Raw genomic sequence first — 16,289 nt, 5'->3', positions numbered from 1 at the left:
AATTTTTATACATATTAGCAAATAAAAAAACGTATGTCAAGCATAATATCAACAATAATTTTCGGACCTTGTTTCATCATCTATTTTATTCATATCACTTGAAGGGCCATATTTCTGTTATTATAAACATAATATTACCAAAAAAAAGTCCTGAAAAAATCAGAACTTCAGACCATCTATTTTAGCTTGAGTCCAATATAAAGCAGGGATTCATCCTCATCTATACCAGCTCCAGGATGTGAATCTCTTGGAATAAGCTCAAAATCAAATCTATTGTCATAATCTATATTGTTGTCATGTAAATATTTATAGGCCTTTTGAAAAATTTTTGGACCATGAGTTGGAAATCTACTTTCAAATTTTATGTATTCTCCTTCTTCTAAGACCATAGAAACCATACCTTCAGGCATGTCATCAAAGTAGCTACTAGGTATCATGGCATAATACTTAAAAGTTTTATTCTCAGTCGTCATTTCCCTATAATCTTCATAGCCTATAAAGAACATATCTTCATCTAATTTCAAGCCTTCACTTACAGCATCTAACCTTGCCCATAAACCTTTAAAATCAGCTTGTCCAATCTTTCTTAAGTCTACAAGCAACTCATAACCATAAAACTCTGTTTTTTCTAAAAAGAATCTTTCATTTTTCACAGCTTAACTCCAATCATAATAGATTTAACATCCAATAAGTGCTTTAAAGCTTTATCCTAGGTTTACATTAATTATAACCAAGAGGCTTAAGATCTTCTCGACGTTTTTGACCATCTAGAGTTTTTCTATGATTTTCATGATCCATCTGGAGGCTTCAAGCTCGTTTTTTCTTGCTATTTCCAGATAAGTAATAAGAGTCTTTCTAACAGATGACTTCTTTAAATTCAGGGCTACTTTTTCTCCACTTAAACCACCTAATAACTCATTAATTTTTATACATGACTGGACCACTTGTCGTAAGTGGTCTTTGCACCGATCACACTCAACAGATATTTCGAGATGAACTTTACCAAGCCAACCTATATAACCAGCACCATAAGATCTACCATCCCATATCATAGATATTGCATCTCTGAAAGCCAGTACTTTTCTTGTTAAATCAGCGTATGGCATCCCATCATAAAATGCCTTCTCATCTGAGAGCGACTCAATAATTGCAAAATATGCTGCTTGGCCCCTGTAAAAGCTCCCTCTTTCATTAATCAAAAGTTCTTCACTCGTCAGTATTTCTAAGGCATTTTCAAACATTTTCTTAACCGTAAAACCTACTGAATGCCTGTCACCTATCGACATTAATGCCGCAGTATTTTCCCACCATTTATCACATTCAAAATAGCCGGATGAATCGACTTTTATGTCTTTTCTAAACTCCAAATGTTCTTGTACCAGACTCCAACCGTACAATGTTTGTCCATTGTCTTTATAGCCTGTGATGACAGTCGCATCTGGCGGTCCGACAAGGCCGAGTGCAATAAGTGGATAGCCTTTGTCTATACTAGATCGAATCATTTTGATAAAGTCTTCTTTGCTCCCACTCTCTTTATCTATAATCTTAAAATCTCTGCCAACAATTTCAAAAGCCATTTTAAATGACTTATAAGGATCATCGAAAATGTTTCTTTCATCTACGGCTCTCAAATCCCATATATCCTTGTTCCAAGTTAGTCTAAATGATGCTCCTGTTGCAGCCATTATATGAGAATAGTAGGTTCTTTGTCCTAAATAGTCAAGTATAGACTGTAAACACATAGGAAAAGGCGTAAACTGTAAAAAACCATCACTTTTTCTCCCATAATAGACCCTTGAGACGCCATACAAGATACAGGCATCATGTTTCTGATCTGACATTTTTATATCTAAGCCAGATGTGGGTTTACCTTTAAAGATAATCGAAGGTGCATAAATGCCCATACAGATATGTTTGATACCAATTTCAAAAAGAGAGTCCTTAAAGTCAGAAGGTCTGATACCAGTCTCACGTTTAAAAGCTCTAGTGAAGGTATCATAGGAACCAAGATTGTACGCATAGGCAATATCTAATAGACTTCTGTCCGTTTCTTTAATTTCTTTGGCACAATAGGCAATCTTTCTAGTCAAGATATATTTAGACAAGGAAATGCCTGTCTCTTGTTTAAAAAAGCCTCTTATGTGTCTATATGAATAGTTTAAAGTACCTTCAAGGTCGGTAAAATCGATTTTCTCTTTTACTCTTTTTTCTACATAAGATAAAATCGCCTCAAGCTCGTATGTATATGCCACGCATCCTCCCGTTATATCTATCAATATCACTCTTAACCATTGTAACATAAGGCATTTGAAAAAAAACAAAAGTTCCTAGAGTTAGAATCACTAGGAACTTGAAATGTTTCTTGTACTAATAGGCACCACTTGAATATGTCACTTCATAAGAATGTGAGTATACTTCGAAAACAATCCCAAAAGGATCTTCTACATAACACATTCTATAAGGCTTTTCACCTGGATAGTACTCTCTAATAGGCATACGCTGTTTGCCGCCTTTTTCAACGATTTTATTTACAAGTCCTTCTATATCAGGATCTTGCACACAGAAGTGAAATAATCCTGTAGGAACATGATCAAAAACTGGTCTTATTTTATCATTTTGCTTAAACTCAAATAGTTCAACGCCAATACCATCCGAGGTTACCATGTGGGCAATTTTAAAATCCTCATAACCTTCACCAAATACATCTTGGCACATAATGCCTATAGGTGTATCTACCTCTTCCTCAACTCTCGAGGGCTTCATGACCACATACCATCCCATAACTTCTTCGTAAAATTCTACTGCTTGTTCTAGGTTTGGTACTGACAAACCAATATGTGAAAAACTTCTTGGATAACTCATAACTCTCTCCTTTTATAATATTCATCTAGATTGATGTTATGAGTATATCAAAGTGAATTTCATCTGAGAATCACTTACTTTTTTGTAGGTAGGTTATTCATTAACGACTATGCTGTTACTCTTTCCATATGCTTTGCCTAAATCACATAAGCTATCTACAATAACTTTAAGTTCCTTGTAAGCATCATTTAAGCTATACTCCACATGCAGAGGTTTTTCGCAGACAACAGTTCTGTGAATCAAACCGCTAATTTCCATTTCACGCAACTGAGTTGTCAACATTTTTTCTGTAATGTCTGGTATACCCTTTTGCAATAAAGAATAACGATTATCACCATGTACAATATGCCATAGGATTCTAAGTTTCCATTTGCCACCGACTAAATCCATTGCTAAAAGTAATGCGCAAGAGTATTCTTCTTTTATCTTAGCCATAAAGACTCCTTTATTTTACAGACAGTTTATTTGTAAGGACTATAAACTCCTTTTTCACATCTTCCATCCTTCGAAAGGATAAATCATAATCCAACTTTAACTCTAAATCGTTTAGATCTGGTATGTTTAAAAGAAGATTCATTTCATAAGAAAGCATGGCATCGTCAATGCGTTTGACTTTTTCATAATCAGAATCACTTAAGTCCTCTAGGCCAAAGGCTTCATAAATCATCTCCTGTAAGTTTTTTTCTATTCTTTGATAGTCAGTCAAGTGTTTTTTAACTGGTCTTGTGATGTCTGATAAATAAGCCTCAGAGGCATCGTGTAATAAACAGGCCAGTTGTATTCTCTTGCTGTGTCCCCTGGCTCTTGCTTCATAAGCACAATTAATCGAATGCTGACCAACACTGTAGAAGTGTGAGTAATGCCCATTTCCTCTACATATCATAGAGAGTGCATGTGAGATATCCTCTAGTACAATCTCTTCTTTTCTTGGATCTAAGGGCCAAAATTTCCTCTTAGTGTAAGTGTTGATATAAGTACCTATTCTCATAAAATCCTCCTAATAAAAAACTGATTACCTATAATTTTAATAAAAACTATATCGTAATCAGAAATTAGGTTTCTGGTAGAGACTCCCAAACCGAACAAATGGGATTATACGAAATTCTTCGTCACAATACTACTACAAGCTTGGAAATTTGTCAAAATCAACATTTTGTTAAAATTATAACAATTTACTTCAAAATCCTATAACTGAGCTAGTGACTTTGCTATAATCATCTTAATAAGTAGAATATAAAAAGGCGAGTAAAACAATCAAAATCATATGTTCTGAGTAGAAAGGAGTAGACTTAAATGAAGGCAAATGTAGACACCGTAAAAAGATTATCAGCACAAATCATCAAAGATTTACTTTTATTAATGAAGACTTACCATCCTTTTTCCAACAGAGTCACCATATGCTTGAACGACTACCTTCATGCATATAAAATCGAACCTGATGACTACAATGATATCCTAGCACGCACCAGTAAAGAAATCGCTTCGCACCGTATTTCAAAAGACAAGAGTGATGCTCATTCTACTATAAGCGTATTTCCTCATGTATCTTCTTCTAAAAAAAATGATAGGCTATTATTAGAAGTCAAGTTCAATCCCCTTGTATTTGATACCCACTATCAAACTGCTAATAGATAACTAAAAATGCCATCTATTTATCAGGATGGCATTATATTTTACTGTAAACTACAGCTTCTATGCACCTCATGTATCGTCAGATTCAGTTTCTTCTATTTCATCTGTCTTATGAGCATTTTCTATATCACTTGTCCAACCCGCTTGACCATCTTCTAAAATAAACAACCTTTCAGCTGAAATACCTTTTTCTATAAGATATTGGTAGGTTCTTTCAGCACCAATACGTCCCATTGGACAGACTATGACTATATCATCCTCTGTAGCTTCAAGCATATCTAACTGCTCTTCTAGCTTAGCCTTGTCCTGGTCACTTTTTACTGGAAAGGCATAAGTGGCAATTGCACCATCAATATGATGTGCATTAAACTCCTCTTCTACTTGAATATCCAAAATCACAAGAGGTGATTCCTGATCAAGTGTATCTTTTAACTTGTCTTGACTATAATACTTGTATTCAAGTCCTGCATCTTCAGGCTGGCATCCGATAAATATAACCAGTACTATCATAAAGACCATACTCAATTTTTTTACTTGGTTCATCCATAACCCCCATTGTCATACATCATTACATAACGAACACCTACATTATATCACCTATCTCATGAAATAGAAGGCCTTAATAAGGATTCCTTACAAGATAGTATTTTATAAATACATATAGATTACATTAACCTGCCATGCTTTCTTGTATGACCTTTATTTCATCTCTGATGCCTTGAAAATCTCCTGGAGAAAAAAGCCCCTCAATGACTATAGGTGCTTTTATGCTTTTTACTTTTTCAAGTACCTCTATTTGTCCGCTTTCTACAATAGGCATTCTTCCCAAGTCGTCAACAAAACCACTCACATGAATGGCCTTAACTTCTTTACTGTAATCACTTAAATAATAATCGATGTAATTTTCAAACCTTATGGCCTTGTTAATATCTAGGACACTTTTAAGGTCATGGTCAATAATGGCTTGGTTGAAATTTTCCCATTTGGCATGATTGGGATTTTTAACATAATAAGCCATCGTTAAGTTTTTAAAACACGACCAATCACTTATACAGTCAAAGTGAAAGATAACTGCTTCTACACAAGCCATGGTGCCTATCTTTTCGAGATTCTTAAATACTTCTTTGGTCATCTTATTGTCTTTGTATGTGATACCACACCAAGGTGCATGGATCATCACATGATCAAAGTGTGATAATTTCTTACATAAATCTGGTGATCTGGCAAACTGTTTGAGCATTTTCATAGTAGAAAAAGCTATTACAATTCTTGTAAATCCTAAGTCCTCACAGATCTTTAGTTTTCTAACAGGCCCAATGTCCCATAAGCAAAATGCAGCAGTAGAAATAGCAATATCATCTTTTATCATCATAGCTCCTTTTTCATCATACTCTTATTATGCTCGAGTCAATCATGGCTTGTCTAATTGAAACTTTCAATACAGCTTTGATCAGAATTGATATTTCCAATACTAGATGCCTCAATGAACTGAGATATATGTTATAATTAATCTCAATGATAGATTATGGAGGCTTTTATGAGGTATGAAGGAAGTGTCTACCGTCCACCTAGCGAGGCGCGTAGTTATATATTACAAGTGACCATAGGATGTTCACACAACAAATGTACATTCTGCGATATGTACAAAGACAAGCAATTTAGAGTAAGAGATTTAAATGATATATTTGAAGATTTGGATATGGCTAAACAATCTTATGGATCTCTTAAAAGAATCTTTTTAGCTGATGGCAATGCATTGGTCTTAAGCATGGACAAACTGATAATACTGCTTGACAGGATAAATGAATCCTTTCCTGAGCTAGAAAGAATTTCTGTCTATGCAGCACCAAAAGACATCTTAAATAAATCTTTAGACGATCTAAAAATCTTAAAAGAGAGAAAACTGACCATGGCCTATCTAGGAATAGAATCCGGTGATGATGTCATTTTGAAGGACATATGTAAAGGTGTAAGCAAAAAAGAAATGATCGAAGCTGGTCAGAAAATTGTTGCCTCAGGCATAATACTTTCAACCATGATTATTTCTGGTCTTGGCGGCAAGGAACGTACAAGAGAGCATGCACTTGAATCTGCTATGGTGGTCAATGCCATCAACCCCCATTACTTATCGCTCTTAACTTTAATGGTCAACAAAGAAGGTGCCTTTTACAATAGAATCATAAAGGGCAACTTGACCCTACTGCAGCCTCAAGAAGTGATGGTGGAAGCAAAACTATTTATAGAAAACCTAGACCTTAAGTCATGTACTTTTAGAAGCAATCATGCATCTAACTATGTGGCTCTAAAAGGCAAGTTACCAGAAGAAAAAGATCTCCTTCTTAAAACCATCGATCAAATCTTAAATGATGAAGAAATGTTTTACTCAGAAGGAACTAGAATGTTGTAAATAACAAGCATTCATAAAAGCAGATCTACCTAAGTGAGATCTGTTTTTTGTGTTATGAATTAAGAATAAAACATGCCTTAACTTCTTTCAAATCACCTTTCACGGCCGAGTAAAGAAACATTTATGGGGTAATACTAGTATAAGAGGTGAAATTATGGATAATCAATATTACATCGATATAGAAGTTTATCAAACGATCATAGCCAATCTAAAAGTCTGGTTTCTAAATAATCCTTTGGCCATCATTTTAGATTACAACTCTGACCTTATCTACATCAACACAAATACACCCTATAAATGTGATTACAAGATTAGTGAACACTGTGATTTTTTCAGTACAAGAAGAACTTTAACCTTATGGGAAGATGTCATTCATTATCAAAACATAGAAACCCGATTAATATATATTCCCGTTAATGACAGTTCAGGTAACCGCTTATGTACCATCTACCTCGGCATGCCAACAACTGATTTTACAGAAGCTGAATGGGCCATCAAGACTGGTGTTATTGATGCCTGCCTAAAATATCCCCATGATGTTGTATTTGTTAAAGACACGGACTTAAGATATAAGTTTGTTAACTTGGCCTTTTGCAAACTTTTAAATGTCCATTATAAACACATCGTGGGAAAAACATACTCAGAAGTCATCAAATCCAAAAGTTTGTTTCCTTTGGAAAAAGAACTCATGGCTATCAATAAAAATGAAACGGTCACCTTCAACGAGCAGATAATGGATGCCTTTATTTTTTATGATTATGAAATGAAGATCATGCCTATTAGCTACCGAGATTCAAATGTTGTAGGGATTACTTGTCTTGTAAAAATTATCGATATAGAAAGGGAAAGTGAAGATGTCTTACCAATACTGCCTGCAAGAATTCAGAGCATTCTAGACGATGTTGGTGTCTTCTATTATGAGTTTAGTAACTTCACCAATCAGACCCATACCCTATCTAAAAAGATCCTCAATAGATTCAATATACCTATGACTGACGATGGTTATATGGCCATTGAAGAGATCATTTACGAGGAAGATTTAGACCTTTGGCAATCTAACACTAAAAAGCTTCTTGCTGGTGAAATAGATGCTTACAGCATCCAGTTGCGCTTAAGAAAAGAAAAAGGTGTCTACCACTGGTTTCAAAACCGAATGAAAACCATCAGTAAAACCAAGAAAGGTAAACCGATTCTAAGTGTTGGTGTTTTTACAAGCATTCATGATTTTGTTACTGCAAAAGAGCAAGCTGAAGAAGCAACACAATCAAAGGCAATTTTTTTAGCCAACACCTCTCATGAGATTAGGACACCTTTAAACGGTATCCTAGGTTTCAGTGAGCTCTTAAAAAAGACGCCTCTCAACTTAAGACAAGAAAACTACTTAGGAAACATTTTACAGGCAACCAAAAGCCTGTTGGTTGTTATAAATGACATACTTGATCTTTCAAATGTAGAGGCCGGTAATTTAGAACTAAATGTCATCAATTGCAGCTTAAAAAACGTCTTAAACAACATTAACAACATCTTCAAAATTGAAGCTAGAAAACGAAAAGTCAAGTATAAGATGACCCTTCAAAAAGGATTACCTGATTATGTTCAAATGGACTGCTTAAGGGTCAACCAAATTCTAATGAACTTATTAAGTACTGCCTTTGATAATGTCTTAGAAGGCCATGTAACAGTTTCAGTGTCTTATAGCAAAGAAAACATCCTTATTAAAATAGGTGATAATGGTCAAGCCTTAGGCGATGAGTTCATTTCAGGCCTCTTTTCATCACAAAATAATATCAATGATTCGAAAACACGTGTCTATGGTAAACTCGGAGTAGGCTTATCTATTTCCAAACAATTGGCTGAACTTATGAAAGGCAGTCTAACTTACTCAAATGCCAACAGCAATCTTTTTATTTTGTCATTACCATATAAAGTGGCTGATGTAAAAAACATCATCAAGAATTATTCAAGTACTGCGTCCGAACTTAAGTTAAGAAGCCGTAACAAAATCCTATTGGTCGAAGATTTAAAGATGAATCAAGAAGTCATTACTGAAAACCTTAATAATCTTGGTTTTGAAATAGATATTGTTGAAAATGGACTTGATTGTATAGAGGCAATAAAAAAACATACCTACGACCTGATACTGATGGACATTCAAATGCCAAAGATGAATGGACTTGAAGCTGTTCAAATAATAAGAAATGAGTTAAAGATGGAAGAACTGCCTGTCATCGGCCTGACTGCAGATGCTATGAAAGACACTCAAGATGAAATGAAAAGCTCAGGTTTTACTGATTATTTGATCAAGCCTTTTGAAGTAAAGGCACTTCACCAAATGCTTGTTGAATATTTAAAGCCTACAATAGATGAAAGGAAAACTGTTTCTATCAACCATGTGGACATAAAAAGTCTATCCCATTACTTAAATGTCAATGAAGCCGTTGAGCGCTGGGGTGGCAACCTTCATCTATATGAGAAATTGCTCATAGACTTTGCGTCTGATTATGACAAAGGCATAGATATTAGAAACTTAAACAATCAAGATGAATTGATTCGGTGCTTTTTGAATTTAAAAGGCCTAACAGCCAATATTGGTGCCGGTGTTATCAGCGAATTGGCTGATCATGTCCTTAAAGAGATAAAAGCTCAAAATCTTACTATCCATCAAATCGAAAACATGGATGATTACCTGCAACTAGAAGAGGAGTTCCAAACACTTATCAACACAATTAAAAATGCACAAGTAATTGATTCATAAAAAAAGGAGCTCAGCTCCTTTTCTATTCATCGTTGTAAAATGTGATTCAGTTTTCTTATCATTAATATGAGAAATTACTCCCATCATTGATCATTTGAATCGGTGCTTTGATTGGTACTTTAACCATGTCTGGGAATACACCAACTGCACCATGATTTTCTACCCATCTGTACTCTGTAGTTCTTTGTTTTCTAATATAATCTCTTACGATTGGTGCTTGATAGATATCTGGGAATATTTCAACACTGCCCATGCTTTTCTTCCAAACGAATCCAGGTCCACGAGCTGCTTCAGCCACTGAAAATCTAACATAGTCTTTACAAGCACCACAAGCAGATCTTACTTCAAGTTTAATTGTTTGCTCTCCATAATTTTTTGCGTCTTTATCCATTGTAACAATCGCACTCTTACCATTTGGAGTAAGAGTAAGTAAATCGTTATCTTCCAAAATGAAATGAACTTCGCTACTTTCTAGGCCTGTAACATATGCTGTAACTTTAACTTCATCTCCTGGATTAATATCTACAAAATAAGCACTTAATTTAATACCAACGCCCGGTGAATCATCAAAAACATCATCTAGTGCGATTGAAACACCATATAAAGGCAATAAGATAATTGATAGAACAAGAACTAGACATAAAACTTTTTTACTCATAAAATCACTCCCCTGATTATTCAATCGAATCACATTATGTACAGTCTTATGATACCCTGTTACAAACACCAACCCTATTTTGTGTCTTTTTTTTAACATTTAATCTATAGGTATAACTCACTGATTATTCATCGAATATTCCGACTTTTTTAATCAAAACTTATATTTACAGTAAAATAATTGAAGTATAGATTCTTAATATTGTTACTATTTCGAAATATTCTAATTATGTAGTTACAAACTCAAACTCTCTAAAACATCAAATCCAAATCCATGTTACGATTCAGTAATCATTATTACAAAATAGTAACATTTAAAGACACAAAAATAAATCCATATCTACTTGGCATGATATTCTTACACAAGTTCATATGGATCTTAATTTTATCTGTATTCTTTCTAACATTTATAGTCCTACCTAGTCATGTATTATTCCATACTTTAAAACTATTTCCAGTTTGCATCTAAAATAGCTCTTGTCCAAGACCATAATGCATTGGTCTCAAAGTTTTCTAGATTAGAATCATATACGTCACTGTATCTATTAGAGTAAACCGGAATGATTGGTACCTCATTATTAATTACAACTACGAACTCTCTCCAAAGAGCTTTATAAGCCTCAAGACCATCAATTGGATGACAGTTTTCAATGGCTATCAACAATTCTTCCCATTCTTCTTTGGTATATGAAGAGCCGCCTGTAAATCTTGATGAGTTATCTGAAGGGTGACCCCATTCTTTTATATTCATAACTGAATAAGATTCTCTGGGATTGGATTTCACACCATAGCCCATGCCTCCAACAAAAGCATGATACTGTCTTTCATCTTCGGTATCTCCAGTCCAGTGACTGTACATAGCCGGCCAATCAAGACCATACAAGGTAACCTTGAAGCCTAGTTTAGAAATATAGTTTTCATTCCAAACCAAATTGTATATATCAGACCAAAAGCTAGTATATATAACTTTTATTTCCAAGTCTTCACCCTTCCACTTATAAGTATCATCTACTTTAGTTAAATGAATGTATTGTCCATGAGTTTTAGAAACAGCCAAGTCAAGGAGCTCATGTGCTTTTTCTATGTTTGCACTTTCATCGAACTCTCCCTTAGCATCCAGTATATCGTAATTGATCAAGCTGCTTTCAAATCTGCCAACCCCATCAGTACCTAACATATCCATTTCATCATCGTCGTACATCATCCAATGATTTTTTGAGTAAGGCCCCTGAGATGCAAGACCTTGATTCTCTAAGAAAAGTTCGATTATTTTGGTCCTGTTTAAGACATAGGCAAATGCTTGTCTAACTTCTGTTAGTTGAAAGGCCTCAAAATCAGAATGAAGTATCATAGTGCCGCCACCATGTCTATAATAGATGTTTTGAGTCAAGCGCCCATCTTTATTGTCTTCATCTTTTAGATAACTAGACCTGTCGAGCAAATCAACTTTGCCAAGTACCAGTTGATCAAAAGCAGTTTCTACTGGTACTACTTTCACGATGATCTCTTGTATTGCAGGTGGTCTATCAATATAATCTGGATTAACTCTTAACCTTACAAATTCCGATTCCTTATACTCTACAAATATATAAGGCCCGTAACCTATAGGGCTTGATATATTTGATTTAACCCATTGTTGACTTGTTTGACCAGTCGCTTTTGCGCCTTCTAAAATTGTATCTTCAGGTAAAATCCACACTTCATAAAAGATTGAATAATCCATCGTAAACATAACCTTTTTCAATCTAAAAGTTATGGTATTCTTATCTTCATCAATTTCAATACTTTCTATATACTCTCCTAATAAAGATGAAGCGCCAGCCTCATTTAGAGCTTCAGTGTTCATGTAAAACTCATAAGTAAACTTAACATCACTCACGGTTAAAGCTTCGCCATTATGAAAACTCACTCCTGGAACAATTGTAAATGTCCATTCAAATAAGTCATCTGTAACATCCAGGTTTTCTACTAAGGGCGAACTTATCAATTCCCCTCTTGAGTTATCAGTCATCAAGCCAAATCCCCATACAAGACTAATGATATCATTATCATACGATGAGTTTGTCCATCCTTTGTAAAAGTCACCATTAAAATCTGTACAGCCCACCACAAATGGTCTCATGTTTATTTCAGGCTCATCTTCTATCAACTCTTCTGTTGATTCGACTACAAGCTCTGTCTCACTTGTGATATTATTCTCTAAAGCACGCTCAATATCTCCACTGCAAGCAATTAATAAGGTCATTAATGCAAGAAGTGTTAGTAAAATCAATATTCGTTTCATAACTTACCTCCCAATGCATACTGCTTGAGTGATTTAAAGAATAAACAATTCGCCCTTTGTTCATCCAACATCTGTTACTCAAAACTCAAGCTATTATTCTGTCATTATAAACAAACATTTAATAGGGTAAACTTCTAAAAAAGATTTAACACCTCCAAATCTACAAGCTCCCTTTCTTATCCATCTCAACACAAATTTTTACAACTGAATAAGAATCAAGACTTCTTTCAAACTCATACTTCAAGAAATCTTTCATTAACAAACTACCCCGAAATCAGACTTTCAAAACGATTATAAGCAGATAGAAAACAGCATAAGCTACATATAAACTGACTCTGTCCATAAGCTAATGTAGCAAGATCGCATCCCTCACATGGGTTTCATCGCCTAATATTTTGGGTATATTTATTAACCAGAGAGGTGGATTCAAATGAAAACACATTATGATGTGCCTATTAATTATATGGATATAATCTTATTAGATTTAAAGTGGATGTTTGAGGAATTTGATGTTTATGCTTGTATCTATGAAGACGACCAGGTCATATTTAAAAGAGACTTTACCTTTTACCGAGGACAAGCATACAACTACAATCAATTGACTTTTTCATCTGAAGATAAGACACGCAACTTTCGAATGATCTATGAAGTACCCAACTCAGATAAAGAAGATCTTCATACTTGGATATTTCTCAATAAGATTATTGATACAATCTTTGAAAACATAAATGACGTCGTCTTTTTTAAAGACAAAGACTTAAGATACAAGTATGTCAATCAAGTCTTTCGTAAGGTTACTAATATCAGCGGCATGTGCATTGTCAACTTTCATCATTCAGATATTCTTGGTCCAAATTACATCTTCCCTATAGAAAAAGAAATCTATGTACTAAATACCAAGGAAGCTGTTGAGACAGAGATGAACTTCAACACTGGTTATAGAAGTCTTTCATATACTGAAACAATAGAATCCATACTTGACGATACGGGGCAAGTCATTGGCATTTATGCCATCGTTAAAAGTCTTGATATCAAGCATAATGCAGATATAAAATTGCATGTAAAAAGAGAAATTGAAGAGGTCTTAGATGACCTTGGTGTCTACTATTTTGAGTCCATTGGCAGCAATGACTATATCCTACGATTGATGGATCCCATGTTAGAGAAACTTGGTTATGCCAAAGAGGAAATCCCTATACTTAAGACATCGGTCTTTCATTATGTTCATGAAGATGACCTTAAAGTATTTGCTGCAAATTACCTTAAACGTATGAAAACGACACAAGGCGACATCACCTATACTCAAGACTTAAGAGTCAAGGCAAAAGATGGTACTTATAGGTGGTTTAGATACCATGAAAAGAAATTCTATCCTGAAAGACCAGAATTTTTAGCAGGAATTTTTGTAGATATTCATGATGTTATAGAATCTAAAGAAAATGCCATTCGGTCTGCCAAGGATAAGGCCATGTTCCTTGCTTCTATGTCACATGAAATAAGAACACCTTTGAATGCTATCCTTGGCTTTAGTGAACTACTCAATCAAATAGACCTTGATGATAAAGAAAATGAATATGCCTTTAAAATAAGAAATGCAAGCATCACCCTCATCGAACTGATCAATAATGTACTTGATTTTTCAAAAATAGAAGCTGGCAAACTCGAAACACATGTCATCCCCTTTAACATACATCAGAGCTTGGGCTTGCTTTACAATCTATTTGAATCCAAAGCATCATCAAAGGGTCTTCAACTTCACTTTCATATAGATGAGGATGTAGAAGAAAGCTTTATGGGTGACGAATTACGAATCAATCAAATACTTACCAACTTACTAAACAATGCCATCAAGTTTACAGAAGAAGGCTATGTTAAGTTAGAAGTCAACAAAGACGATAATCATATGCTCTTTTCAATTATAGATACAGGCATTGGTATGTCTAATAGAAAAATTGAAAAAATTTTTACTCTTTATGAGCAAGCAGAAACATCTACAAGTCAAAAGTACGGTGGCACTGGCTTAGGTCTTTCAATTTCTAGGCAGTTGGCATACCTTTTAGGAGGAGATATCAAAGTAAAAAGTAGCCTAAGAAAAGGATCTACCTTTACTTTCTCATGTCCCATTTATAAAACGATCAACAAAGTGACCAGCAAACCTGTACATGATATAAAGGATTTCTCCAACGTATATCAGGGCTGTAGATTGCTAATTGTTGACGATGTCGACGATAACCGACAAGTCATCGCTGATATTTTGTCACCTTTAGGATTTGACATACTTTTTGCTGAAAATGGATTTGAAGCTGTTCAGCTTTTAAAACTTGATTTTTCAATCAACTTGATTATTATGGACCTTCAAATGCCGGTCATGGACGGTTTCGAAGCCACAAAAGAAATCAGACACTTTTTTACAGGAGACCAACTGCCTATCATCGCTTTAACAGCTGATACAAACCTATCTACCCTAAGAAGAACCTTAGAATATGATATGCAAGGCCATTTGCTAAAGCCTGTATTTCCTAAGAAGCTGATTCAATCAGTGGTTGAGGCTCTTCCTAGATCCAGCTTCCTTCTTGATGATAGTCATGAAGACCATGAGACTGAACAAATATTAGATGATTTATCAGAAATCCTAGATGTAGAGGAAGCTTTAGATCGTTTCGCTAACAATACAGGTTTGTACTTAGATTTAATCAGTGACTATATAGAACAATTTGAAAAAATACCACCAAGCTTTGATTCAGCCAATGAGAAAATTCGCTTTTACCATAACTTAAAAGGTGCCAGCGGTAATTTAGGTGCAAGTGAAATTCAAAACATGACCAAAGAAATAGAGAATTTCATTGCATCAGGTAAAGATATCAGCTCACTTAAGACTAGTTTATCTACCGCTTTGGAAGATCTTTCAAAAGAAATCAGAGCCATTATCACACCATATAAGCATAAGACTAAAAGACACTTTCGTCCTCTTTCAGAAAGCCTTGATAAACTTATTCTAACACTTAAAGATTCTCTGATAGAACATGCTATCTATAGTAAGGATATTCTTATAAACAATGAAGATGAGTTAATAAATAAATTTGGAAAGAAACGATATGAAAGACTTGTTAACTTGGTATCTGATTATGAATTTGCCAGAGCATTATCAATCTATGAGGAGGTATTTGATGCAAGATAAAAAAATAATACTCATTGTTGATGATGTAAAAATGAATATCGATCTCTTAGATAACCTTTTAAGTAAGGACTTTAAGTTGCATGCTGCACTAAACGGACGCGACGCCATAAAAATCGCTAAGCTGATACAACCTCAATTGATACTCCTAGATGTCAACATGCCAGACTTAGATGGTTATACAGTGGCTGCTGAACTAAAAAAAGCTAAGCAGACAAAAGCCATTCCAATCATCATGGTAACTGCTAATAATAGTAGCGAAGATGAATTGGCATGTTTAATAAGTGGTGCAACAGATTTCATTTCAAAACCGATTAATAGAGATCTTTTGCTTCTAAAGATTATAAAATACATTTAAAAAATTACTTTGTAAACGGTTAATCATGCGTACCTTTTTAAAAAATAGTATAACTGATATTCTTGATAATAAGTAATAGTAAGCTCGAAAAACTGTTTAGAGTTTTTTGAGTAACTCAAGTTTATCGAGGAGGTACTTTTTATGAATGTACGAAGAGCC

14 protein-coding genes and 1 riboswitch are annotated in these 16,289 nt (G+C 34.6%); of the genes, 5 read left to right on the top strand and 9 right to left on the bottom strand.

The features are described 5' to 3' along the window. Positions 1-176 precede the first annotated feature (176 nt). The 5 genes from EZV73_RS12385 to EZV73_RS12365 all read right to left on the bottom strand — a co-directional run bounded on the left by EZV73_RS12385 (position 177) and on the right by EZV73_RS12365 (position 3,850). Positions 177-653 carry a GyrI-like domain-containing protein gene (locus tag EZV73_RS12385; protein ID WP_240840642.1) on the bottom strand — a complete coding sequence of 159 codons (477 nt, stop codon included), beginning with the start codon at positions 651-653 and terminating at the stop codon, positions 177-179. A 114-nt stretch (positions 654-767) separates the two neighbouring features. After that, entirely contained in the window at positions 768-2,252 is a 1,485-nt protein-coding gene (locus tag EZV73_RS12380; protein ID WP_240840641.1) for a helix-turn-helix domain-containing protein, read from the bottom strand. Positions 2,253-2,367: 115 nt separating this feature from the next. Continuing rightward, positions 2,368-2,862, bottom strand: a complete 495-nt coding sequence (locus EZV73_RS12375) for a lactoylglutathione lyase family protein (RefSeq protein ID WP_240840640.1) — start codon at positions 2,860-2,862, stop codon at positions 2,368-2,370. 93 nt (positions 2,863-2,955) lie between these two features. Then, positions 2,956-3,297 carry a helix-turn-helix domain-containing protein gene (locus EZV73_RS12370; RefSeq protein ID WP_240840639.1) on the bottom strand — a complete coding sequence of 114 codons (342 nt, stop codon included), beginning with the start codon at positions 3,295-3,297 and terminating at the stop codon, positions 2,956-2,958. 10 nt (positions 3,298-3,307) lie between these two features. After that, positions 3,308-3,850, bottom strand: a complete 543-nt coding sequence (locus tag EZV73_RS12365; protein ID WP_240840638.1) for an HD domain-containing protein — start codon at positions 3,848-3,850, stop codon at positions 3,308-3,310. Between the two features lie 34 nt (positions 3,851-3,884). Beyond that, positions 3,885-3,982, bottom strand: a riboswitch (purine riboswitch). Positions 3,983-4,155: 173 nt separating this feature from the next. Here EZV73_RS12365 and EZV73_RS12360 point away from each other — a divergent pair. Next, a complete protein-coding gene (locus EZV73_RS12360; RefSeq protein WP_240840637.1) occupies positions 4,156-4,497 on the top strand; it encodes a hypothetical protein in 342 nt (113 codons plus the stop codon). A 66-nt stretch (positions 4,498-4,563) separates the two neighbouring features. On the opposite strand, the gene EZV73_RS12355 is transcribed toward EZV73_RS12360, so the two are convergent. Both EZV73_RS12355 and EZV73_RS12350 read right to left on the bottom strand, forming a co-directional pair. After that, positions 4,564-5,037: a rhodanese-like domain-containing protein gene (locus tag EZV73_RS12355; protein WP_240840636.1), complete on the bottom strand. Its 474-nt coding sequence runs from the start codon at positions 5,035-5,037 to the stop codon at positions 4,564-4,566. A gap of 127 nt (positions 5,038-5,164) precedes the next feature. Then, positions 5,165-5,863, bottom strand: a complete 699-nt coding sequence (locus EZV73_RS12350) for a hypothetical protein (protein WP_240840635.1) — start codon at positions 5,861-5,863, stop codon at positions 5,165-5,167. Positions 5,864-6,031: 168 nt separating this feature from the next. On the opposite strand from EZV73_RS12350, the gene EZV73_RS12345 reads away from it, so the two are divergent. Further along, entirely contained in the window at positions 6,032-6,901 is an 870-nt protein-coding gene (locus EZV73_RS12345) for a radical SAM protein (RefSeq protein WP_240840634.1), read from the top strand. Positions 6,902-7,055: 154 nt separating this feature from the next. After that, positions 7,056-9,656: a response regulator gene (locus EZV73_RS12340; protein ID WP_240840633.1), complete on the top strand. Its 2,601-nt coding sequence runs from the start codon at positions 7,056-7,058 to the stop codon at positions 9,654-9,656. A 61-nt stretch (positions 9,657-9,717) separates the two neighbouring features. Here EZV73_RS12340 and EZV73_RS12335 read toward each other — a convergent pair whose 3' ends face one another. After that, positions 9,718-10,314, bottom strand: coding sequence for a hypothetical protein (locus tag EZV73_RS12335; RefSeq protein ID WP_240840632.1), 597 nt, complete (start codon positions 10,312-10,314; stop codon positions 9,718-9,720). Between the two features lie 447 nt (positions 10,315-10,761). After that, positions 10,762-12,597: an ABC transporter substrate-binding protein gene (locus tag EZV73_RS12330; protein ID WP_240840631.1), complete on the bottom strand. Its 1,836-nt coding sequence runs from the start codon at positions 12,595-12,597 to the stop codon at positions 10,762-10,764. 430 nt (positions 12,598-13,027) lie between these two features. Between EZV73_RS12330 and EZV73_RS12325 the strand changes: the two genes are divergently transcribed. Continuing rightward, positions 13,028-15,775 carry an ATP-binding protein gene (locus EZV73_RS12325; RefSeq protein WP_240840630.1) on the top strand — a complete coding sequence of 916 codons (2,748 nt, stop codon included), beginning with the start codon at positions 13,028-13,030 and terminating at the stop codon, positions 15,773-15,775. After that, positions 15,765-16,130, top strand: a complete 366-nt coding sequence (locus EZV73_RS12320; protein WP_240840629.1) for a PleD family two-component system response regulator — start codon at positions 15,765-15,767, stop codon at positions 16,128-16,130. Before EZV73_RS12325 ends, EZV73_RS12320 begins: the two co-directional genes overlap by 11 nt. The last annotated feature ends 159 nt before the right edge of the window (positions 16,131-16,289 follow it).

This window comes from Acidaminobacter sp. JC074 (assembly GCF_022496765.1).
GTDB lineage: Bacteria > Bacillota > Clostridia > Peptostreptococcales > Acidaminobacteraceae > JABXKX01.
The sequence above is the reverse complement of the archived record's forward strand: the minus strand, read 5'-3'. Positions and strand labels throughout refer to the sequence as shown.